This is a genomic window from Acinetobacter rongchengensis (assembly GCF_003611475.1).
In the GTDB taxonomy this organism is placed as follows: domain Bacteria; phylum Pseudomonadota; class Gammaproteobacteria; order Pseudomonadales; family Moraxellaceae; genus Acinetobacter; species Acinetobacter rongchengensis.
In genome coordinates this window covers 13,311-37,137 of record NZ_RAXT01000025.1, presented here as the reverse complement: position 1 = coordinate 37,137, position 23,827 = coordinate 13,311, and the positions used below count along the sequence as shown (strand labels likewise).

Annotated in this window: 11 protein-coding genes and 1 pseudogene; 2 read left to right on the top strand and 10 right to left on the bottom strand. The window is 37.3% G+C overall.

Going from position 1 to position 23,827, the window contains the following annotated elements:
• Window positions 1–90: 90 nt before the first annotated feature.
• Both D7V20_RS11795 and D7V20_RS11790 read right to left on the bottom strand, forming a co-directional pair.
• The gene (locus tag D7V20_RS11795) at window positions 91–270 is read right to left on the bottom strand and encodes a hypothetical protein (RefSeq protein WP_001141890.1); all 180 of its coding nucleotides are present in this window, start codon (window positions 268–270) and stop codon (window positions 91–93) included.
• 205 nt (window positions 271–475) lie between these two features.
• Window positions 476–1,558, bottom strand: a complete 1,083-nt coding sequence (locus D7V20_RS11790; protein WP_087527704.1) for a helix-turn-helix domain-containing protein — start codon at window positions 1,556–1,558, stop codon at window positions 476–478.
• A 428-nt stretch (window positions 1,559–1,986) separates the two neighbouring features.
• Between D7V20_RS11790 and D7V20_RS11785 the strand changes: the two genes are divergently transcribed.
• A complete protein-coding gene (locus tag D7V20_RS11785) occupies window positions 1,987–3,051 on the top strand; it encodes a hypothetical protein (RefSeq protein WP_087527703.1) in 1,065 nt (354 codons plus the stop codon).
• 172 nt (window positions 3,052–3,223) lie between these two features.
• Window positions 3,224–3,793 (top strand): annotated as a pseudogene (gene tnpC, locus D7V20_RS11780) (IS66 family transposase); the annotation flags it as partial.
• A gap of 32 nt (window positions 3,794–3,825) precedes the next feature.
• On the opposite strand, the gene D7V20_RS11775 reads toward tnpC, so the two are convergent.
• The 8 genes from D7V20_RS11775 to D7V20_RS11740 all read right to left on the bottom strand — a co-directional run bounded on the left by D7V20_RS11775 (window position 3,826) and on the right by D7V20_RS11740 (window position 23,820).
• Window positions 3,826–5,682 carry a phosphohexomutase domain-containing protein gene (locus tag D7V20_RS11775; RefSeq protein WP_005028670.1) on the bottom strand — a complete coding sequence of 619 codons (1,857 nt, stop codon included), beginning with the start codon at window positions 5,680–5,682 and terminating at the stop codon, window positions 3,826–3,828.
• A gap of 97 nt (window positions 5,683–5,779) precedes the next feature.
• Complete coding sequence (locus D7V20_RS11770) at window positions 5,780–6,262, bottom strand: hypothetical protein (RefSeq protein WP_005028671.1); 483 nt, start codon at window positions 6,260–6,262, stop codon at window positions 5,780–5,782.
• 8 nt (window positions 6,263–6,270) lie between these two features.
• On the bottom strand, window positions 6,271–7,059 hold the full coding sequence (locus D7V20_RS11765) for a hypothetical protein (protein WP_005028672.1): 789 nt from the start codon (window positions 7,057–7,059) through the stop codon (window positions 6,271–6,273).
• On the bottom strand, window positions 7,013–7,585 hold the full coding sequence (locus D7V20_RS11760; RefSeq protein WP_005028673.1) for a hypothetical protein: 573 nt from the start codon (window positions 7,583–7,585) through the stop codon (window positions 7,013–7,015). Before D7V20_RS11760 ends, D7V20_RS11765 begins: the two co-directional genes overlap by 47 nt.
• A 272-nt stretch (window positions 7,586–7,857) precedes the next feature.
• On the bottom strand, window positions 7,858–8,289 hold the full coding sequence (locus tag D7V20_RS11755) for a hypothetical protein (RefSeq protein WP_005005806.1): 432 nt from the start codon (window positions 8,287–8,289) through the stop codon (window positions 7,858–7,860).
• A gap of 9 nt (window positions 8,290–8,298) precedes the next feature.
• Entirely contained in the window at window positions 8,299–15,525 is a 7,227-nt protein-coding gene (locus tag D7V20_RS11750; protein WP_227504984.1) for an LPD1 domain-containing protein, read from the bottom strand.
• 265 nt (window positions 15,526–15,790) lie between these two features.
• Window positions 15,791–16,450: a hypothetical protein gene (locus D7V20_RS11745; protein ID WP_005028677.1), complete on the bottom strand. Its 660-nt coding sequence runs from the start codon at window positions 16,448–16,450 to the stop codon at window positions 15,791–15,793.
• An 83-nt stretch (window positions 16,451–16,533) separates the two neighbouring features.
• Entirely contained in the window at window positions 16,534–23,820 is a 7,287-nt protein-coding gene (locus D7V20_RS11740; RefSeq protein WP_087527702.1) for an LPD1 domain-containing protein, read from the bottom strand.
• Window positions 23,821–23,827: the final 7 nt, after the last annotated feature.

Below are 23,827 nucleotides of genomic sequence, written 5' to 3'. Positions count from 1 at the left end.
AAATGGGGCATAAAATTAAGTGCGATCAGAAAAATTAAGTAACCTACTGCTGTGAACTTTGTTGCACAGCAGTAGGTTATTTAACCTCGTTTACGATATTGAGTTTGAGTTATCAGGATCATCCGATTTTTTATTACGGATAGCATCCTTTTCTTCTTTCAATGGCCGAGTTCTAGGAAATTTAAAATATCCAGTTGGATGGACAATAATTTTTCCAGATTTATGGCGATAAGATTTACAAAACACGAAGTCTTGATTTTCGGTAGGCATTGTTAGCCCTCCTATTTTGGCGGCTCGTTTTTCAGGACGCATACCAAAATAAGCGGGTAAATCTTGAGATTTACGGGCCTAAATGTTAGAATGGGGTTCTGACAGCCAGATCTAACATGAGGTATGCGTAGGGCTTAGAGCCATATGCCTTTCCTGTGTGAAAATCTATCAAGCCGACTCTACCCAATAGAGTCGGCTTTTTAATTTATGAAACCATCTCGATGGTCTCCATTGAATCTAGGTCAAAATAATATAGTTTTTTAAAGTCATCTTCATATAAGTCAAATAATTGAGATAACTCACTAATGACAGATGTTGATGTTTTTTTTGCGTCTATTGCGTAGTCAAAGAGCATTGAAGCTACTCTATATGTCGCTTCTCGATCCAATTCATTTGGTTCAACTTTACGATAACCACGCATAGCCATTTGCCGCCATAAATTGGCACTTTGACTTGAAGTTATAGTTCCTAACTCTGACGCCCTATAGATTAAGGCCGCCATTGAGGTTTTCCATTCCTTTTTAAGTCTTAGATAATGAGCTAAATTGGTTGAACCTAATTGGTCAATAATTTTTTCTTCTGGCATTAAGAATTCGGCAGCAAAGTCATTTGCTTCTTTTTCCATGAACTCAGATGGCTCTTCATGGAGGACCAAATGCCCAAGCTCATGTGCTAATGTGAAGCGTATTCTGTCATTTGGCTGGTTTGCATTTAGAAATACGCATGGAGACACACCATGAATTTTTAAGGATACGCCATCAACATTGTTATCTTTAAAGTCGCATAAAAAGACTAAAACCCCTGCATCTTCCACAGTGGCAGTTAGGTTTTCAAGAGGTTCATTTCCTAACGCCCACAATGATCTAAGCTTTTTAGCCGCTTCTTGAGGAGTGTTTACATCTAGGCCAATTTTAAAAGTTGGTAAGGAATTTTTTCTTTTTGGCACATTTGTGAACAATTCTAATGTTTGTACATGGCCCATTTTTAACATCATTTCAGCATTCATGCGGCTCAATGCTTTAGCTGTGGTAGAGCTTTTTTTTCTATATGCATGCAAACTAATTGGTAGTGCATTTAGCTTTTCAATATGTTCGAAAAATCGTATAGGGAAATGTAGGGCATTGGATAGATTTTGGATAACTTCATCGGAGGGTTTTAAGTCCCCACTTTCAATTTTAGATAATGAAGCCTGGGTAATAGACTGTCCCATTACAGCAATTAGTTCAGTTTGACTAAGACCACGAAAGTTTCGTGCAATACTAAGCATGTCAGGATTGAAATGAGTCATATTCACCTCCAAGATCATTGACTTACAGATCAAGTTAATCGAATAATAACTGAACAAAAAAGCATATGCAAATTTTTCTTCAAATTATTCCTAAAATGTTTCATTTTTATCTAATCTTGCTTTATGTAGTAGTAGTTTTTTATTCAGGCACAATATATAGTGTTTTTGATTTTACATTTTATTTGATTTTTTTAAATTTACTTGAAATCTTATATCAAAATTTGAGCATGAGAATATTATGGCAAAGATAGAAAATGATCAGTGTTCTTGTGAGAGGTAGCTTAACTTTTGAGTATTTAGAAAAGGCCACTTTATTAAATCTTTGATCATTTTTTGGGAATGTTAAAGTGATTTATTCTTATAAAAATCAGGTTTAAGGGCGATTGGGTTTTTTGGGTAAGTTAATTTTGATTGTTTGAGGCGAGATAATGACTGAAGATGCGAAATGTAAGATTCTAGATATTCTGTTGGAAAAGTGGAAGAAAATTTTACTTGGGCGTTATCCTGGCTGTGAAGAGTTAATTGAATTAGCACTTAAAAGTCTTGAAGCATTAACAGAACGCTTTTATGGTTATGAACTTAATGATACCCAATTCGACACGGCTATTTTATTAGAACAACAATATCATCAAAGATTGGGTGAATTAATTGTTGCTGACCGTCTTTTAAGAGATGGATTTGAATTGAGTAGTAAAGATTTCGGACCTGATTTCAAAGCTACAAAAAACGGGAAAACAGTTTGGTTTGAAGTTGTTACTCCGAATCCAAATGATGAAATGGTGCAAATCTTGGAAGATGTGCAAGGACGGTTATTTCCAAAACATGAAACTAATTGTCGAGAGAATTCTTTAGCATTGTTGAAAATGACAGGGGTTATAGAAACTAAGGCTAATATTATAAAAGGTTATATTGAGAAGAAAATTATTCCTGAAGATGAGCCAGTTGTAATTGTTGTAAATGACTCATTGTTTTATCCACTAGATGTCTATATGGTTGGGGTAACTGAAGAGGTACAAAAAGGGTCAAGTGGTTTACCACTTGTTATAGAAGCTTTATTAGGTTTAGACAGGCCTTATTGGCAGCCTCCAGAATCCCCAACTGAGCCTTATCAACTTAAATGGAATACAAGAACTGATGTATTTAAAGATAATGGCAGCCCTGTATCAACAGATAGATTTCAATCGGACGAATATAAACATATATCTGGTGTGTTTGTAATGACTGCACGAGAAGATTACGGAATTAGCCTTTCTGTATATGGTGATGAAAAAAATGTAGGCTTATTGGTTAAGAACTTAAATAGTAATAATATTCTGCCAGATGGCCTACTTAAGACACGCACTTATGATAGTAATGAATTGCGTAAGTTAATAGATCCAACTATGCGTAAGCCAATAACTAGTTTAGTTACCCGCACTTTACATGGGCAGTATTTCTTCATGGTTCAGCATCTGAACAAACTTTCCCAAGAACATGTAATAGAGGAATCGTAGTAGAAAATAAATTTAATGAAAAATATAAATACAAAAGATATGGCTGAAGTTTTTTAAAAGTTAGGAATACATTTGACTATTTTGAAGCAATTTACTCTTCTTTTAGGTGTTATTAACTTTTTTAATTTTGTCGCACAGTTCTTTGTAATGTCGCATAGTTCATTGGAAATGACAGGTGGGCTGCATGGCGCATGCGCGTCGTAAATTCCATGAACTGCATGTGACCAAAAAAAGTCAGGTCGCTGAACAGGCATTAGTGCTGATTCAGAAACTGTATGCGATAGAAGCAGAACTCAGGAAAAAGACCGATGGTACAGCAGAACACCGCCGCGAATACCGACAACAGCATAGTCAACCGGTGATGCAACAACTGTATGAATGGCTCAACCAACATCATCTGACAGTGCCATCGAGTTCTCCAACCGCCAAGGCCATCAATTACACTCTGAAGCGTTGGCCAGCCTTAAGCCGCTATCTGGATGATGGCAATCTACCGATTTGCAATAACTGGGTAGAGAACCAGATGCGTCCCTGGGCGTTGGGGCGTAAGAACTGGTTGTTTGCAGGTTCGCTGCGCAGTGGTCAGCGAGCGGCAAATATCATGACTTTAATCCAGTCAGCAAAGCTGAATGGGTTGGATCCGTATGCCTATTTAAGTGATGTGCTGAAAAGGCTGCCGACACATAAAGTGACCCAGATTGAAGAATTACTACCACACCGCTGGAAACCTGAACCGAATTAAAAAATAGGCATGGGGTTCAGCGGACGCTTACTCTACGTAATATCTAGCTTCAAAAGTTCAGATGGATCTATGCGCTGACGGAATGAACATGCGAGTTCTTTTACAATTTGATTTTGATATTGTTTGCGGTCGAATGTGTCAAAAGCTGAAACCTCAATTTCAGGATCAGTGATTGCATTTAGAAGATCCTTGGTTGCATTGAGTGATGCTGTAGGACAAACATAGATAAGGTTAAGCACTGAAGTACGAAGCAAAATATCTAATAAGTGATATTTGGGCGGTTCCAGTTCCTTATCTACATTAGAAAAGTAGTTCACAAGATAAATGTCATTTGATAAATGCAGATTGATATTGTCAATGAGATCTTTGGTAACACCGTCAAGAATGCCATTCACCTTCAACAAAAGTTCAGTGTTTTCTATGTCTTTAATTTTTTGCGTATCGACACGTTCATTAAATAAGTTGTTTAGATTTCTCAAAAACTTTGGTTGTGGCGCCGTAGTTTCAAAATACATCTGATTTTTAATACGGTTCTTCATGTAAGTTTGGATCATCTTAGCTTCAGAAGAAAGAAACTCAATCTTAAACGTGTCGTATGACACTAGATCAATAAATACTTGCTGGCCAGCACCCGACTTAATATCAAACCAGTTCATAAAAATACTGGCTTTGAGTGATTTCAATTGTTTAAGAATAGCCGTCTTCTCAAAATCATTCATATTGAAGTAGCTACTTGAAAAAGTATCGAGATAAAACTTCCATTTATCTTGCACTATATTCCACGCTTGATTAATAGAAATGATTGGAGCATCTATAATTTCATCTTTGATGAATTTTGACAGCTCATATAATTCATTTAAACGTGCTTGGTAGTTGAAGTCTTGAGTAATCACATTCTTTTCTGATGTTGTGGACTCAGAATCCTCAAGATCCGCACCAACCAATAAATAAGCATCGGTTACTTTTGGTGTTTCCTTATTTGACGGTGCTGGTACTGGAGCACTAGAAAGTTCAGTGGAAAAAGTTTCATCATCTTCCGCTGGCGTATACGGCGGTGTAGTCTCTTCATTAGGAGAACGTGCGTCTGTACGTTCAGCAAAAAAGTAAAACAATTCTTCTTGCGGTGCAACTTTAAACGGCGTCACATTATTATTGATGATTGCTTTTACAATATGGTTTGCCAGTTTAAGCGTGTAGGATAGGGCATGTATATAAAGCTCTAATGTTGCAAAGTTACTGGTATCAACTTCATTAGCACCAAACCAAGATAGGTTACGCAGTTCAAGCCAGCTCGTGAAAGAAGCGTGAGAGCTATTAAAACTTAGATCTACGGTCTTGGACAAATAGATAAAAACGCAAAACAAAAACCTATTTTTGTACTCATACTTAAATACATCAGAATCGGTCCAGATCTTATTCTCAATGAGAGCAAGAATGTAATTTAAAAGCTCATGGTGTTTAATCGAATCGATTAAGTTGTCTGGTAATACTTTTAGTTTATTAAGGTGTGGTTTTACAGGTGCATCATTGGATGGTTTAAGGAAGTGGTAGAACAAGTTAAATGTTTGCGTATCATCTATATCAATTACAGGTTCATAATCATCTTCATCTACGTTATTTAGATCCTGTTGAATATCGACTATTTGCCCGGTGTGACCTTCTGAACGGTCAATCTGGCAGATACTAAAAAGAACAGGCAAAACCCCGACAATATTACGGTTGTCAATTGTTTGATAGTGGGTATCAAAAAATATCGTATCAGCTAAAAACGTACCTTTATGATAGTTGAGAAAGAAGAATAGTACGTTATTTAAAGAACGGTGATTTTCACCAGAAGAGGTGTTAGAAGTAGCGTTAAAGTCATCGAAAAAAACTAAATTTGTATCCATCTAAAAATACTTTAAACCACACCCTTAAACTATTACTAATAAGCATATAAGTTTTAAGAGAGGGTTTAAAGTTAATTTTAAATATATTTAATGGAGTTTAAGACATGGGGCTTTGTAAGCGCTCTACATTTGATGAAAGGTCAGAAACATCTTGCTCTAAAGTCATTGCCTGGTCTATCGCACGTTTCATTAAATATTCTTGATTAATTTCTTTAGGCTCTTTACGAGTAGCATTCTTTTGTTCTTCTTCTAATTTGAAACGTTCAAAAGCGAAAATAGAACGAATAATACATAAGCTATCTTCAAGTAGGTCTGAATGCACTTTAGGAAAAATTAGATCAGGATCTAAATCAGATGCGACTTGGTTAAACAGCATAAATTGATCGCGATGTTCGATAAGAAATTCATCATATGTACCGAACTCAGATTCGATCATATCTGGACAATTTGCGAGAGTAGAGACTTTCGTATCTTGTGATAACAGAATTGAATCACCTGATGGCGCAACTAAAGCATGAATAGGTTGTTCTGCAATAGGAGCCAACAACACTACAGTAAATGGGCGTGTTTGGTTTTTCATGGTTAGTCCTAATTAATATAAAAAAAGCTTTGGCCAAAAAGTCTATTTTGAAATTTTGGTAGGTTAATGGAATCGAATAGAAGGTCCGTCTCTTTAGTACACTTCTGATTAATTAGATAAATGATATTTTGAAGAAGTGCAATTAATTTAAATGGACTGTTGTATTCATTGAATATGGGTGCAGCAATGCAAAGAGTCTTTTTTCTATCGGTTGATAATGCCCATGGGTTCACCAGGGTAAAGCTCACCTTGGCATTATTATGTTCAATTGGTCGTGCATAAATATCAAGAACATCGGATAAAGTAGATACCTTTAATTCTTTTGAAATGTCAGTAAGAATCTCACTGACTTGAAGCGCTGTTTTATCATGAATATCGCTTATAGTGATGCAAACACCACTATTACTATTCATTAAATTTGCATAAAGAACTTCAATAACCATGGACTCGTCTTTGGATAAATCCTTTAAATTGGCATTGACTAAATCTATGATCCGATCTGATTTTTGTTCAAGTTTAATTTGAAGCAAAAGCGGTTCATTCTTTTTTGAAACAGGGAGTACTTTATAATCGCTAAGATTGTAATTTAACCGCTTCATTTCAGTAATCAGTGTTTCTTTGGCATTATCAAAAAGCTTCTGATCTCTCTTGGTTAAACCAATAACAAAATTTGTAGACATGAGTATATTCATGATCCACAAAGCAGTAGATAAGGATAAAACACTATCCTTAACAACTTCTGAATCTGAATCAGAAAACCCAGATATTTGCTTGATTTTGTCGGTTATCGAAATCATGTGAACCCTTGTTTAATTCGGCATTTTCATCTGAAACTTTGTCAAAAAGATTAGTTTGATTAAGTACGTCTTGGATATTTTTTTGTGGATCATCACTGAGTAAACATTGGAATAGGGCGCTAATTAAAGTAGCAAGTGATGTTCCATAGTCATTGGTACACTTGATTAACTGGCCAGCATCTAAGCAAATTGGTGTTTCATCATCATAAAGCAAGTGTAATTCTGGTGATTCAGCATAAACCAACTTTACATGAGTATCCGTGATGATTAACTCAACTTCTAAGTACTCATTATTTTCAACAAAATATTTAAAGCGCAACATCAATGCATCATCGCCACGTTCTATATATACAATTTGTCGATCGGTCGTATTGGTATGGCTGACGAATCTATTCTCTTTTGTGATCTGATCAATGTAGTTCAAAAAGATGGTTTTGAGTGACGCACTTAAAATACCTTTGGCAGCGAGTTCACTTTTCAAGTAAGGCAGAAAGTTTTCAAGATTTTCATGCAATGGTTTTTGCATTCGATCATCTCCAATGGGATTAATAAAAGGGCATACACATCAAATGTACAGCGACTCAGTTATGACTATTTCGTTACAACAGTTACTTAAAAGACTGCAGACTGTTTGACTTATAAAACTGATACTTTCGCCACACTTTTAATTCAGAAATATCTAACTTGTTTCTAAATCAATATGGATTTATTTGATTATAAAGCCACATTGAAAGTTTAAATATTTAAAAATTATTTTTAGTATATACCTAAATCTAAGATTTAAAATGGATCTAACTTTTAACTGGCAAACTTTGTTGCTTTGGTTAAAAGGGTTAAGTCTTCATGGAATTGATTTTTTAAAAACCCATAGTTAAAAACGTAACTAATAAAGGTGAAAAACTCTAATTGGTTCGGTATTTTGTCTTCAAGAATACTGACCTCTAATTGCAATGTTCCTGTTGCACGTTTCTTAGAATGAAACTTAAGACCATCAAATGTTTGACCGTAATAAGTTGATATTTCCAAGAAAACTAAACGGAAAAAATAAGGGAAGATTTGAGAAACAACACGCTCAGGATCATCAATTTGAGTTAAACGTCTACCGTTGTGATATTTAAACTTAATACCATCAGCCATACTTTTTTCTACCAACAGGCGAATATAGGCATGACTACGAGTAATCATGCTTTTAAGTGGCGTTTTTGCTTCATGAATATTTTCGTATTGCATTTAGTTATCTCACATCTCAAGTCTTAATTGGTCAGCTTCATTTTCTTTTTCAATCGAAACTTCAGCAATAATTTTTTGGGTATTTTCGTTTTGCAGATCTTGATCAAATATTTCATTCACACAAGTTTCGACTAATTGTTCAGTCAAGTTTCTGCAGATCTCAAACTCTAAACCTTTAGGTTGTACGGTAGGGTAGCCGTCAATTAAAAATGAGTTTTTCATTTCATTTTCATTTGAAACTTTAGAGTACAAATAAGTCTCAAAATAACGAGCAAACATTTCGGTACTGGTCGCGTAATACGGCGTTGCACGATTTTCAGCACTGTCGATATTTAAACAGTCCTTTTTATAACGCGATAGATTGTCACTAAAACGAATATCACCTACGTTAACTTCAACGTCTTGCGACTTATCAAAGAAGTTTTGCATTTGAGTATGAGGATTTTTAACTCCCTCAGGCATGTACTTCTCTACCAGGTTATAGAACTTGTATTTAGATGACTCTATCAAGTATTCAGATAGGTTTTGCGATAGTGTTTTTAAATCCACATTCGCTGCGTTCGCAACACCTGTAATTTTTTCTTCCAAACCGGTTGTAGGTAAATGATGTTCTGGCTGGCGCATATCATTAAGTTTTTGCTGATAGCGCTCAAACGACTTAAAGCTTATAGCATTAATGTCAGTGTTAATTTTAGAGACAATGACATCCACCTTGTCTTGAACTGTACTGAAGAAAGATAGGTTTGTATCAGCTTTATATTCACGCTCATACTTCTTCAAGTACTCTTCAATTTTCTCAAACTGACGGCGAATGAGATCTTCATAGTGCTTTTGGTGCCAGTCAAAGAAGCTGTTTAAGGTTTTGCGCGTAGAATTAGGATAATTCTCTTTATTCTTAATCACTTCATCATGCATTGAATCAGCAACAGTGTGGTACGCCTTGATTGCAGTCTCAGCATTCTCATGAAGTACTTGACCGTAATTTTTCATTGGCTGAACTGGCTCATTCATCATCGCACGATGTACCTTTTCAAAAGCACGACCGGACTCAGTAACAGGGGAGTATCCAGCATCCAACATATTTGATAAGAAGTGTCGTGCACCTGGTATCTCAAAATTAGGGATGTCTTCATAATAGTCCTGAAGTACAGAACGATTCATTTGAGCGTGATTTTTATATACTTCCGCTTTTTCCAACATTCCCAAGTGTGCATCTAGCGCATGGCCATACTCATGAGCCAAACTTCCAGATCCGCTATCACGAGTTAAGTTAACCACGTTCTTAGACAGTTCAAAATGCGCTGCAGATCCTTTAATTCCGCGTGAAGCCAAAGCAACACCCAAGTTCAATAAACCATTGTTTGATTTAAAGCCCATGAGTTGTTTTAAGTCAGCCAATGAGTCATACACGGCATTAACCAACTGTTGAGCCACAGGACTAACTTTATTGCCTACTTCAACACCACGGATAGAAAAGTCATCTTTAAGCTTGAATGAATCCACATCGGCACCTTGGCGATGATCAGGACCAGTACGAGAGTAATTTAACAATCCGTAAATACTTGATTGGACTTTTTCAGTCACAAAGCCATTTTCAAGTTTTTTCACTTCACTGGTAAATGACGGCAAACGTGGTGCTTTAGGTGTATTCACAGCTTCAGTCGTTGCTTCTATAACTGGTGCAACAGGATCTTTAACATAAATAGGTGCAGATTCAGCTTTAACTAAACCACTTTCAATCGCACTTTTCAGAACGTATGGTTCAAGCACAGTTGAATATAAGCCAGTACGTTGCATGTTGCTGATCGCATCGCTCACATCTTTAGTGACTTTCGACTTACCGTAAAAATCAAAGATCTTACCTGTTGATAGAATCTCACTGAGTTCTTTATCAATCGTTTTTTCGATGATTTTCTCAAGCTGAACACTGATACCGCCTGTATGTTCTGGCATAATGTAGTACTCATTCAAATTGCTAAGCAATTCGAAGTAGTTTTTGTAGTTGTTCTTGGTACCTTTACTATAAAGCCCGATATAGTCTTTACGTTGGCGATCAGTCATACCAAGACTTTCAGCAGATAAGCTTTTATTGTTTCTTACCGCATGAATCAACTCTTCTTGAGTATCTACCATCAAATTTCTGATGTTAGAAACAACAGCCACATACGCACGTAATTCTGTCGCTCGTTGGCTATCAAGCATCAACGCATTTTTAGAGAATAACGGTTTAGTTGGGCAGTAGTCATACATTGCCTTTACGAATATTTTGTCATCAATACCGAGTGGCGTATTGGTGTACCAAGCTTGGAATTCTTTATTTGCAACGATTTTTGCTTTTCGATAGTCCGTAGCTGTTTGATCGGCTGATGTCGCTGAAATATATTCCAATGAAATGTATTCACCGTAGCGATCTTTATGTGCACCGCCAAACTTGGCACCTACATCACCTAAGTACATAGCAGGGGAGTCACTTGGCTCTACCTTTACATCAACAGGCACATATTTGTCTTTTGGTACCAATTGATCGATAAACGTGAAGTCAGTAAACACACGGTTTTGAAGTTGTAAGACATCTTCAACTGAGCGCATACTTTTAACAGGAAAAACGCACAGAGACTTGTAATCACCGTGAATATCGGACTTATCACCAAAAAGTTTAACCGATGCATATTCATTGTCGGTCGATGGCTTGATGGCCAAAAACAATTTGTGATTTTCAGTTTTGATATACGGCTTTATGTGTGCGGTTTGATCGTATAGAGCACCAAGCGTATTCGTAATCAAAGTTTGGAAATGCAAACTTGCTAACTGTTTATTCTCAAAGTCAGTTTTGTGTTTAATCTGAATTTCAGGCAAGTTAGATAGTGCTAATTGCTCTAAAGTGGTACCGAAATTAACCTTAGATTCGATAGCATTTAAGATTTCGTGACTAAACTGGTCTACATCATCAAAACCAGTAATCAATTGATACTGATAGTCATGAGACGGTATACGAAGAAGCACGGCAGTTAATTGAGGCTCATAGTCCGTATCAACCATAAACAATTGCGGTGTTTCATCTTGTTGAGATGATTTGTTTAGCAACTTGTATTGGTGAACTTTAGGGTTGGAACCTACAAAATGCTCAGCATAAGCCTGTTTAATCGTATCTTGTAATGCTTTGACATGCTCAAGCATGACGGCATTGACTTCATTTAAAGCGGTTAAGGTTTTATATTTTTCTGCAAACGCCTCATTCACGGCGATCTGCTCTAACATAAATCTAGGCTGAATATCCTCAAGTTCTGGATTACCTACACGGTTTAATACAACACTAAATTTGAGCTTATTAATGAACGGATCAGGTTCACCATTGATACCATTGCTAAAAAGTTCTTTAAGATCACTTTTCTGAAGTTTAGAGTTCACCAAATCAAACGGATGAACTTCTTCAAATGCCTGAACATCAAAAACTTTGGTTAAGTTTTTAGGCATGATTGCTGTCTGGCCATCTACATGAGCGATAACATAGGTGTACGCTGGAGAGATGTTGCTCAGAAGCTCAGTGACTTCATTCGGTTTTTTATCGTAGCTAAGATCCTCAAACTTTTCGTATGTTGCAGAATTAAGATTGCTGATGAAATCTAATTTAGAGTTGAAATTAGATGGATGATCAGAAATGTACTGGAACATCTTGTTTGGTAAAGACGTAAACACTTTATTGATTAAAGTTTGCTGACTATCTTTAGCTTTGAAGAAGTTGAGATCTGACTCGTAATATTTTTCAAAAGTGAACTTAGCTGGAGGCATAAACGTCATGCTGTTGCGTGAAGTCGATAACTTAAACAAAGCATTCGCAGACGTTTTAACCGCATCTCTATCATTAAAGCCAGTAGCCTTATGTATATTGGCATCTAGGGAAACTGAATGCCCAATAAACGGCGCATTTTTGTCTTTATGATTGTAGAGGCGTATATACTGAAGATCATTCTTTTGAAACACAGTTATAAACAAATCATGATCAGGGATCTTGATTGCGCCGTGGTGATCTTCATAGTGCTTTACAGCATTTTCTAGCTGAGTGTTAAAGTATTCAGATTCACTATTGAACTGTACGTTCTCTTCTTCAGCTGTTAGAGAAAAATATTTAACGTTATTCTGAAAAGCTACATTAGGTTTGAGAAGATCCTTAATCACCTCAAATTCTTTTTGTACTTCAACATCAAATTTGCCAAAAACTGTACGCTGATTAATATCAATCAGGTTCAGATAGTTGAATAGCTGAATGTTGTTGTAGTTGTGGTTCGGTAGGGCAGTTTTGTTTAACTGGAGCTTACCATCTTCTAACTGCATGCTTTGGACTTGCTTCAAGTCATCTGCAGTCAGCTCTACACCAAAGACTTTCTTAGTTTCTTGTTTGAGCTCTTTATCTTCACCAGCAATCACTAAGGCAGCTAGTTTTTGTGCCTTGTCATAATCGCCATCTTCTAGATATAGGGTTTTTTCAACAAAATACTTGGCAATGTTCGCATACGCTTGATTTGTTGCTTTGTAGCCATCGGTAGACAATGAAAAATGTTTGTTTTCATCAAATTCATTTGATTTAACGGTTTTAACTTTTAAATCGTCAATGTCACCCGTTGGTTTAATCTGAACATAGATTTCATCTGCAGCGAGATCCATGTTCGAGACAAATAAGGTCGAATTTTTAGAATAAAACTGACGTTCGATACTCGACAACAGATCCTTTGCATCTTTACGGTCTTCTTCCATGTCAGACTGCATATCTTCAGCAATCGACTTGATGTTTTCGCCACGGTCATCCTTTGTGATAAATGACCAGTCTTGTTGCGGATATTTGGCTGTTAATGCCTTTTGGAAGCTTTGAACTTCAACAAAGCGATTGAACTGACGGTCCAGACTAAACCCATCTGTATGTGATGAAGTTTTAGCAAGAATATCCTCAGGAACAGAATCAGATTTAGTCTTACGATTGAAGTTTTCACTTGCATTTGGCACCAATAAATTACGGAATAAAATCTCATTTACACCGTTCTTTAAGAATGACGCACTTTTAGTTTGTGATAGAGATTGTTTTAAAAATGCTTCATCAAAGTTTGATTCATCAAGAAGCCGAGTAAACTCTTCAAAATACGCTGAAGCTAATTTATCGTTATTAGCAAGATCAGCCGTGCACAGATCGCTTAACTCTAAACGCTGTACATCTTGCTCTAGCTCTAAAGGCGCAGAAAAATCACCAGCAACAAAATCATTGATATTTTGCTCAACATAATTGTTCGTGCGTGACATCAACATATCAACTGCAGTTTCATTATTCACAAATTCCTGAAGCTCAGGCGTGTTAATTGAAACCAATTGATTGTCGAATTGCTTAGATAGTAATTTGAACAGATCCGCTTTATGTTGATTGCTTTCTACTTCAGATTCAAAACCTACAAATTTGCCGTTTTCATCTTTAGCGTAGTAGAAGCTGTTTTTATTAAACAAAAAGGTATTTGTTGCAGACGTAATGCCAGATACCAAAGTTTCACTTTGCCATAAGACTTTTTTAACTTCATTGTACTGTTTTGAGATCTCAACATTGTGTGTGTCGATTTCGTCAGAGATCGCTTGAATATCATCTACGCTGAAGTTTTTTGTTTGTGTAGCTGAGCGCACGACATCTTGAATTTCAGCATATTTCTGATTTAGATAATCACTATATTGCTTCTCAATTTGTTGAGCTTGTTCAGTAGCCTTAGGAATGACATAGACATCCAAGATCTGTCTAATTTCAAGCATAGACGGCGCGAAATCACGCACCTTGTCATTGCCTCTTGCATCCAATAATTCTTCAGGAAACTTTAAGAGCTCTTTAAGTACGGCAACATCATCAATTTCTGGAGTAGGGAGGTCATTTGCAATGTTGAGTAGATCAGACTCAGTAATAGATGCCTTCTCAGTTGCCTCAAAATTAACATCAAGGTCATTCAAGATCTCGTTAACATTTGATTCATTGAGTTGTTCTTCTAGTTTACGCTGTTTGATTTCAGCAGATTGGTGATCATAGAGCGCATTAAACTTAGGAACGATGTTTACAGAGAATTCAGAGAACTCTTGGCTCAGATCGGCAAAGAAAACTTTACCTGTTGGCATCTGGCGTACCATTTGTTGTAAGACATCATGGCGAAGCATGGCAGCGTCATACACCATCTTATCTACAAGGCGTGTTTCAATACCTTGTTTAGACGCCATCCATGTGCCGTGTTCATCTTTATAAAAAGCTGGAATACCTTGTTTAGCTGATTCTAATAGCTTTGGATACGGCAATTGCTGTTGATTAAACACACGGTCTATCACAACAAGATCAGAAGCTAATTTTTGTACATAAGCATCAACATCTTTAAAGCTCATGTTAAACATTCTGTTGCCACGGCCATGCTCAATCAGCTGATTAAAAGTGGACTCGTATTCATGAGCAAAATGCACCAGGTTAATATTGTCATTTAACCCCAATGCTTCATACGGATCATGAGCAAAGATTTCAGGAATATGGCGCAAGTCATCAATAATCAGTAACGAACCATCTTTTTCGTAATTGACGGGTACTGCAAATGGAGACAACTTAATTTTGGCTAGATTATCTAGACTTTCGCCACTGGCCATCGCCGATTCTTCATCTAGATAGACTTTAGAGAAGATATTTTCATAGCCATAATCTTGAAGACGATTAAAAGGAATTTTTGAAGACTGAAATTGAGCCAAGTAGGATTTGTTCGATTCCTGAAGACTGGTTTTCAGCGTATCAAGGATATTAGATCCATTGTTTAGCTTACTGACATACACTTCAGGGAAAGCAGAAAGGCGTTCGGTCGCTGATGCGAAGTAACTTTTCCAGTTCGGAATGTTCTTCTTAAACGGTAGATTGGTGAGATAAATATCTTCTTGCTTAGTCGGTACTTTCATATCGTTGGTAAACGCTGGAAAGACCTTCTGAAGATCGTTTAGATCGATACCAGACTTTGCCGGGTTCTTATAGTAGTACGCATGAATACCATCATCATTTTGCACTTCATAAAAATGGGCATCCATTAACACTTGTTCAAATTGCTTAGAACTGTTTTGTTCAATAGATTTTTTGAATTGCTCAAATTCATTAACAACAAGCATCGCCGTTTTTGGGCGAAAATTGTTGGCTGGCGATACTACAAGACGCGCACCAAGACCAGTTAAATTAGGCCATTTAACTTCATTCACTTTATAGTCTCCTACTTGGTCACATAGCATGATCCAAGACTTTAAAACGACTCTTACGAGTACTTATATGTGCTTATATTAAACTAAAAAATTAACTTTGAGGGAGGGTTTAGGCGTTATTCTTTAAAATAGTATATACCGAGTAAATAGCACTGTTTAAATACCTATCATTTTTAATAAAACCATCTAAAACCGTGCACTATTCTTTCTTTTTTTATAAATAAAAATGCCACCGTATAGGTGACATCTTGCTTAAAGCTGATGGTTACATTTTAACAAATTCGTTTTTAGCGAGTTCGTCTGGTTGGGTGCCATCTTCTACACCTACAATAATTCCAGTACCACGAATAAAGTAGCCACTATTATTCGGATATTGGACCAAGGTAACATTATGCTCAAGGTTACTTTCTAAAAAGGTAGTGCCGTATCCCCAAAACTTATTTAATCCTTGCCATGGAGCATCCTTAATATAATTGTTTTGGGCATATTGAATGGTGTATTGACCAATTGGAAGAGATATATTGACAGTTTGCTTTTTGGGTACCTGAACAACGGCTCGTAACCTTTTAGTGGCCTTATCTCGAATGATAAACACAGTATCAACATTTTGAGATTCCATTGAAACAGGACCAAAATGTTGTGTGTTTTCCATACTGGAAACATTAATCACTTCTTTTTTAAATGGCATGGCTGCACTATTGGCTACCATTTTTTGATGTTCAGCATAGTCTTTTGCCATTTGTAGACCGTTTTCAGGTTCATTCGGTTGGCCTGGATTGGCTGACTCTACTGATTGAGCTTGTTTCGATATTGCCCGTGTAGCACTTTGAGCAAAGAGATCGACCAATCCGAAATGATTAGCCACAGATATAATTGCAACTGCTAGACCAAAACCAGCAAATTGCTTTGGAATTGCTATTGCCATAGTGCCCCCTGATTCCATTTATAAGATTTAAATAAAAAAAAGATGCCACCCACAGGGGATAGCATCCAAGATCTCAAAATTGCTTATAGTGCCAATTCAGGATCGCTATTCTTTTGTTTGCTTAATTCTGGATCTGCTTGTACTTCAATGTTGGTCATGAGCTTAGTCCAATATTCATCGTATTCAGCTTGTGACATCTCATTAATGACTTCATTCCATTTAACTAGGTTCTCATGTTGATCTGTACCCGGTTGGAAGAAGTGCATTGCATTTCTGACATACTGCTGATGATCAGCAAAACGCAGTTCAGCAATATTTTCCTGAATATAGTCCAGGCCTTTCACCGTAAATTCGCGAATCTCCTTCATGATTGCATCTTTTTCTATACCATGCGGTTGAGTTACAGAAGATGAACCACCTTCAGGACATGGGTAAACAAGCCAATCATTACGCAAGTTCATTTCTGCTAAGGTCACTTGTAAGTACTGCTCACCACTACGGGCAAACATTTCATGTGCGGTCGTCCAATACGGCTTCTTAGCACTTGTTAAGCCCTCTAATACCATCGCATTTTTGTAGAAATCAGTTTTTAGCTGAGATTGATTAGTTGATGTTAAGCGATCGTTCGTCTGTAAGCTTAAAGAAATTAACTTTAAGTGTTCATCTGACAATGGTTTAGGGCTGTTTTCTTTGATGAAGTCGAGTGCACATATCGCAAACTGACTACGCAACATTTGTCGATAATCACGGAATACAACTGATCTAAAGACTGTACTGTTCGCTGCACCAAGTACTTGCGCTGCAAAGACACGATCATGATCAATTTCAGAACGAGATTGCGAGATATATTTGTTGAGCTCAGTCCGTGGGATTGGATACTCATTTTCAGACAAGAACTTATGCAAGCCTTGGGCAACGTGCATATAACGTCTATGTTGTATGGCGTCCTTTTGGAAAAGTTCAGGATCTTCATGACGATTAGCGAAGTTAATCAATGAAGATAGTTCAGTATGCAACTTGCCACGTTCCGCAATAAACGTATTAATTTTCTCTTTTATGCTGTCTCTATCTGGCGTAAACAAATCAACAATGTCAGGTTGATCTACCAATGTTTTATCCAAAATCGTTTTGATGCTGGTTTCATAAAACTTGACTTGATTCTCAAGATTCGTGCGAAGTACTTCTATCGAGTCATCCTTTTTCATTGGCAAGTAATACATCGCTTGATTTACTTTGGCTGCAGCTTGCAACAAATCTTGGTTAATGTTGGCATACTTCTCAGACTTAATGTTATTCAATTCTGCAAAACGAGTTAGATAAGGCTGTACGTTTTCCATCATCATTTTTGGTTGATTGCGTGTCATCGCACTAAAAATGAGATGGTCATAGGCATGGAAAAATTCATGACCAAACGAGCCAAAACCTGAATTCTTGGTTAAGTTAATCACACGGTTAGATGGCTCATAATGTGCCATCGCAGCGGAACGTCCACGCGAACCAAAAGCAACACCCAACATACCGTTAAAGCCAACAAATTTCGGATCTATATCAAGTGCCTTAGCAAGAGCGAAACAACCGTCATATGCGTTATTTAACGCGATTTGACGATCGCTCTGGTTCAAGTACTCGCCAAACTCTACGGCTTTAAATCCAAAGGTCGCTTGCAAGGTATGTGCTGTAACATCTTGGCCATTACGTGAAGCAATGTTTTCCGTCACAACCACATCACTGAGCTTGAATGCCTTACGCATAGTACGAGGCTTAGCATACTCTTTGAATAGGGCATCTAAGGTACTCGCCGTGTCATCTACAATGTGCGATACATTCTTTTCAGATAACGAGACTTCTTGAGTATCATCATTCTCTGCAGTTGCGTCTTTGGTTTTTTTAGCAGTTAACAGATCCATGACCTGTTCAGATAGACCAGCATCAGATCTGCTAAATAGCGTACTCGAATCTATAATGTTGCCACTTCTAAAAGTAACAGTCGCTTTTACTTTGTCTTGGAACGGTTTGGCATCAATCGCACTACGTATTTTTTTATAGATAGAGTAGGTGCCTTTAACTGGCGGTAACTCTTTCCTTAAATGATGAAGTGCTTCAGTGAGCGTTTTACGTGCTTCACTACTATCGGTTTTCGCCAATTCAGAACTAATAATCATGTCAGTGGCAGCATATTCAGCATAGCTTTCTACCAATGAAAATAATGACCGATCTAATGATTTAAACGCCGTGAACAGATCTTTGTCTTCATTCAAACGAACGTATAAATCACATGCATTAGGAATAAATTCACGAACTGTTTTTGCTTCCATTAATGCATCACGCATACTTAAAACAGCGTCATAGTATCCAGCACCTACTTTTTTAAACTGTTCTTCAGTGGCATTTTCAAGCGGATAACGTGGCTGATCATTCGTCATCTTACGTACAGCGTCAGTCAGCAAGTGAATGTAAATATCTCGACCAGCTTCTTTTGCTTGTAAAACCGATTCCTTTTTCCAAATTTTGTCACGCGTAATTAGGTTTTTGACTTGCAAAAGCGACATATCTTGAATCTGACTGAGCGATAAACGTGGACCATACAGATCCTTTTTCGCACCAGGCATTTTCATACCCGTATCTTCAATAAGTCCAACTTCAGAACGTGGCTCAGTGGCTTTCGGTTTGGTTGTTTTTGGCTCTTTTGGTGCTTCAGCTTCAGGCTTACCCTCAGACTCAAACAGTGATGTTTGTTCTGGAGCAACTGGCTCAGTCGGCTCTACAACTTCTACCGTTGTTTCCTGTACTTCTGGTTCAGTAGGCTTTTGAACTTCAGGCTCAGTTACGGTCGGTTCTTCAACCAATGGTTCTTGGGCAACTTCTACAACAGGTGCGCTTTGAACCATATGTTCAGGTTTATATACTTGATCGCGAGACTTAAATAATTCTGCTTTTTTGAATGATTTTGCAAAATCAGTAATTAAGAAGTTCTTAGAGTTCGGGTGCTTTGGCGTAGGAAGAATTTTATAGCCTTGATCAACAAATTGCTGATGTTCGGCATTATTCACAATGGCCAGTTTTAACGGAGCTTGATCATCGGCAACTTTAATCGCGAGATCGAACCGGTCTTTAGATTCAAGTAGCTTTTCACCAAAGGCAAAATCAATTTTATTGACCAATGTTGAAATATTAACAGCCACAATCTCATTAAGGCCTTTAACATCAATATTTTCAAAACTTGGTGATAATGGCACCTTGATTGTCTGCAGTATGTTTTCACGTAACCCAAGATCATTTAATACTTGGTCCACAAGATGCGCTTTTATCCCGTTTAACTGGAAGTCTTTAAACAATCCACCACGCTCGTTGAATTTAGCAAACTGCTCAACATTATCAAAAACCCGTAATTGATCATGCTGTAAAACTGGTGTGTCTTTATCAATGACAGAAATCACTAAATCAGCACCGTCATTGGCCACAATAATTTTGGAGCCGTTTTCAAACGCTTGATCCATTTCTTTTTGATTGATGTAGTCGGTAAAGACGTTCATCAAATCAACATTGGTCATCACATCATTGCTTTTCACAAAATCGATTAGATCTTGTTTCGCCGTTGGATCGATGTATTGATTATCGGCATCACGTAAAGTTAATGCCTTGTAATCGTCCAACTCAGGGTTAAACAATACCTTTTCTTTAAGGTGTAGGTTTTCGATCGACTGGAAGATCTGATAGCGTTTTTCTAATGAGTCGATCAAGTACTGCATTTGCTCTTGCGTACTTAAAACTGAATCATTGCTAAGCGTCAAAGCTTTAAACAGCGCCTTATCGTCTGCAGCTAAGTCATTCAGACTTGATTTAACGATTAAGCGATCGGTAGACGGAATCTGTTCACCGCTGAAATATAAGTTAATCGCACCGTGCTTTTGTTCATCAGCTGGTGAAACCGTGAGATAAATATTTATCTCAGGAAACTCAAACTCTTTAATGCGTTCAGGATTGGTGATAATGCTTAAAAGAGATCCCGTTTTTGTCTCGAGGGATTTATTTTTTAGTGCCGTCCATTCTTCAATAGAACGATTTTCAAATGACTGCAGTAGGGCAGAATTGATTAAATCACGGTTGAGGTTGAATCCATTCTTGAGTGAGTCTGGAGTCGATTGTAATGCTTCAAGCACAAGCCCATGTTTAAAGAGATTGCCAAAGTCATTTTCACTGTTAACATCGGTCTTTTCAAGTGGCAAGAAACTTGATGCATGCTCATAGACATTCTTAACTTCAATATCAAGCTTTAAGCCTTTTTCATATTTCGGTACCGCTTCCTTGGTCAAAATACGATTAAGAATTACATTCTTAAGGTCATCATAGGTCAGCTTGTTTTCGCTGATCGGATTAGAGCTCAGGATATGTTCAAACGAAGAAGCACCATTAATCATAATGGTTTTTTGCTTTTGTAATGAACTAACCTTTTGACCTAGATCCATCGGTAGTAAGCGAATGAAGTTCTGATCAGATGCTATCGTACTGCTATACACCGCCAAAGAACGTGCGCTAACTTCAGGCTCAACCATCAAAGCGTTACCTTCAGCTAGGTAGGTTTTTACCGCTTCTTCAGTCAACGTGACGACATTTTCAATTTTCGAGTTTTTTGGTGCCGTGACTTCATTGTAGGTCGGTGTTAGATAACCTAGTGCCGTCAAAATATGCTTGTGCTCATTATTAATAATGGCAATAACCGCCTCAGATTTAGACTCTTCACCCACGGCATTTTGATAAAAGTCTTGTAGATAGCGCTTATACGCCATACTTACCGCGACCTTTTTATTTAAGGCAAAAAGCTGTTCTTGTGTATTTGAGTTGAAGTGGTCTTTATGTATCACCTTAGGCAGATAGTTTTGAAAGCTGTCTACCACATAGATTTCATCTTTTTCGAGTGTTTCTTTTAAAGACAAAACTTCATTGGTCGCAGCAAAAACAATCGCGTTGGCCAGTGCATTACCAGGATTCGTGCGTACACGTAATTCCTCATTTATCGCATGATTGAGTTGCGACCTAATATCAGGTAATCGGTTAAGGATAGGGGAGTCAGGATTGTTGCCAATATTGCTACTCAGCTCAGAAAGCACATGAGCCACATCGATGCGCTTATTAAAACCCTTGTAGTTACCGTCCTGTTCTAACAGGTTATAGAATCGCTCTAAGCTTTCATCTGATAAATATTGTGATGCAATGCTATGGGCATCACCATCACCAAGCGCCGTAAATTGGCTATTAATACTATGCAGTTGTTGAAGAATACGAGGCATTTGCTGATGAAATGAAAAGTAGTTTTTACCTACATTTTCAGCACTGGTCGCAATCATGTCCTCAATACTGTTATCCAGCACTGATACAGCATTCGAGAACACCATATCGTTAAAATCTGGCATTGCAGATTCTTGAGATGGTGAATATCCCAAAATAGAATATTCAAACTTTTCGACTGCAGATAACTCTTGATCTTGTTCATCATAATAATGAACCACATCAAACTGGTTAACAGCTTCATTCCAAAGCCCGTTAGGTTCTTCACCTAGATCAACGTTGAAATGATAAATGTCAATGTCATTTGAGGTGTGAGTAGCTTCAAACTCGTTCGCCTCATCCAATAGACGTTGCATTTCATCTTGCAATTCATCATCGGTGACAACGCTTTGTAGGAAGTTATCCAGATCCGTGCCGTATTCTTCACGGTCTATCACTGAATCAAAAAAACTATCATAAAGATTGTTCAGACGCGTAGAAGCAATGTTTAACTGACTTAATGCCAATTCCATTTCATAAGCTTGATCGTCATAGGCTTGCTGATCCAAAACATACGCATTTTCAGTAGCAACAGCGACTTGAATCGCAACCGCTTTTTCAATACGCTCACTGATGGTATGTGTTGCTTTCGCTTCAACAATCGCTTGACGTTCTTCTTTGAGCTTTGCAATTTTTTGTAGGTATTCTTGCTTAATTTTTCGCATTAAAGCGAGTTTAGTCAAAGAGTCCTTAATGACTGGTTCTGGAATGTTCGGCTTAAACTTGGTGTGTCTAAAAAAGTGATCAATTCGATTGAACAAACGTTTTACTGGAACCTTAGGTTCAGGCGGTATGGTTTGCTTAATTTGATTGAGATCCAAGCTTTCTAAACTTGTACCGATGTCATCCAAACTTTCATAAATTAATTCACGATCAAAACTGCTATCACCAATTGAGTAGGGATCAAATGTTCTTAAATTATTAATATTATTTTGAACGCTTTGGATCAGGTCCTTAATCTTATCGGCAAGGTCGAATTCTTCTACATCTAAAGTTTGGTTGTTGTATTCCCAAACTTTCCAATCATTGTCCACCAGCTGTAACGCAGTTGTTTCTATACCAAATGGTGCCAATGCTGACGGGATGCTGTTTTCTTCGTATGAATACAAACAGTCATTGATTTTCGTGACTAAGGTTTGAAGCTTGATCAATCCTTGGTGATTAACGGCATGATCATCCGATCTAAGCGCATTCACAATTGGATCAATGCTCGTATTCAGCCCCTTATTCAGCTCTCGAATATCAATAAATTGCTTCGGTAAGCTGTTATACGCTGGCCATGCTGGATGTGAAGATATTTTATAATTGGTCAGCTCAGGAATTTGCGTAATATCTTTTAGGGCAAGTACTTCACCGCCTGAATTAACCGAAATCACTAGCTGTTTGCTTAGTTCAATAGGCTCTATCGTATCTTCTATGAGTCCAGCATTTAGCGCTGCTTCTTTATCAACATAATAACGAGTCAGTGTTTTATCTGCTTGGTACCCGTAATGGTCTAAATCAGCCAACGGCAATGGATCTACGGACTGCAGTAATGTCGGTAGCTTATTCCAGCCTAAATCTGCTTTATTGAATTGTTTAACCGCACCCATAATGGTTGTATTTGGGGCAAACGGTTTTTGCTGTTTTGCTTGGTAAAGCACAACGGACTTTTGATTATTGAGTTCAAATAGGGATTGCCACTGGTTTTTTTCAGCACTACTCATTGGGTTTTGCAGATATATATCTGACATATCCATTTCAATGAGGTCATTTTTAGAGTCGTAAGGAAAAACAGATTTTATGTCAGCAAGAGAGAGACTATCTTGCGAACTCTTATACATAAAACTAAGGTCGTTATTTTGCTCATTGGTGATATAAACAAACTTTCCAGTCTGTTTTAAACCTGTTAAGAAGCTGTTTAAGGATGTGTTCAACTTTTTCTCTAAAAGCTCAACATCTTTAATCTTAATAATGGCTGCTTGGTTTCTTAAATCAGTTTTAGGGGTTACTACAAGTTGAGCGCCAAAGCTACTCAGATCCAACCATTTCTTTTTAGTTGACATATAAACT

Excerpts from the sequence above, each read along its gene's own strand:
- D7V20_RS11745 (WP_005028677.1), bottom strand. The coding sequence starts at position 16,450 with ATGGCAATAGCAATTCCAAAGCAATTTGCTGGTTTTGGTCTAGCAGTT.
- D7V20_RS11785 (WP_087527703.1), top strand. The coding sequence starts at position 1,987 with ATGACTGAAGATGCGAAATGTAAGATTCTAGATATTCTGTTGGAAAAG.
- D7V20_RS11765 (WP_005028672.1), bottom strand. The coding sequence starts at position 7,059 with ATGATTTCGATAACCGACAAAATCAAGCAAATATCTGGGTTTTCTGAT.
- D7V20_RS11760 (WP_005028673.1), bottom strand. The coding sequence starts at position 7,585 with ATGCAAAAACCATTGCATGAAAATCTTGAAAACTTTCTGCCTTACTTG.
- D7V20_RS11795 (WP_001141890.1), bottom strand. The coding sequence starts at position 270 with ATGCCTACCGAAAATCAAGACTTCGTGTTTTGTAAATCTTATCGCCAT.
- D7V20_RS11755 (WP_005005806.1), bottom strand. The coding sequence starts at position 8,289 with ATGCAATACGAAAATATTCATGAAGCAAAAACGCCACTTAAAAGCATG.
- D7V20_RS11770 (WP_005028671.1), bottom strand. The coding sequence starts at position 6,262 with ATGAAAAACCAAACACGCCCATTTACTGTAGTGTTGTTGGCTCCTATT.
- D7V20_RS11775 (WP_005028670.1), bottom strand. The coding sequence starts at position 5,682 with ATGGATACAAATTTAGTTTTTTTCGATGACTTTAACGCTACTTCTAAC.
- D7V20_RS11790 (WP_087527704.1), bottom strand. The coding sequence starts at position 1,558 with ATGACTCATTTCAATCCTGACATGCTTAGTATTGCACGAAACTTTCGT.
- D7V20_RS11740 (WP_087527702.1), bottom strand. The coding sequence starts at position 23,820 with ATGTCAACTAAAAAGAAATGGTTGGATCTGAGTAGCTTTGGCGCTCAA.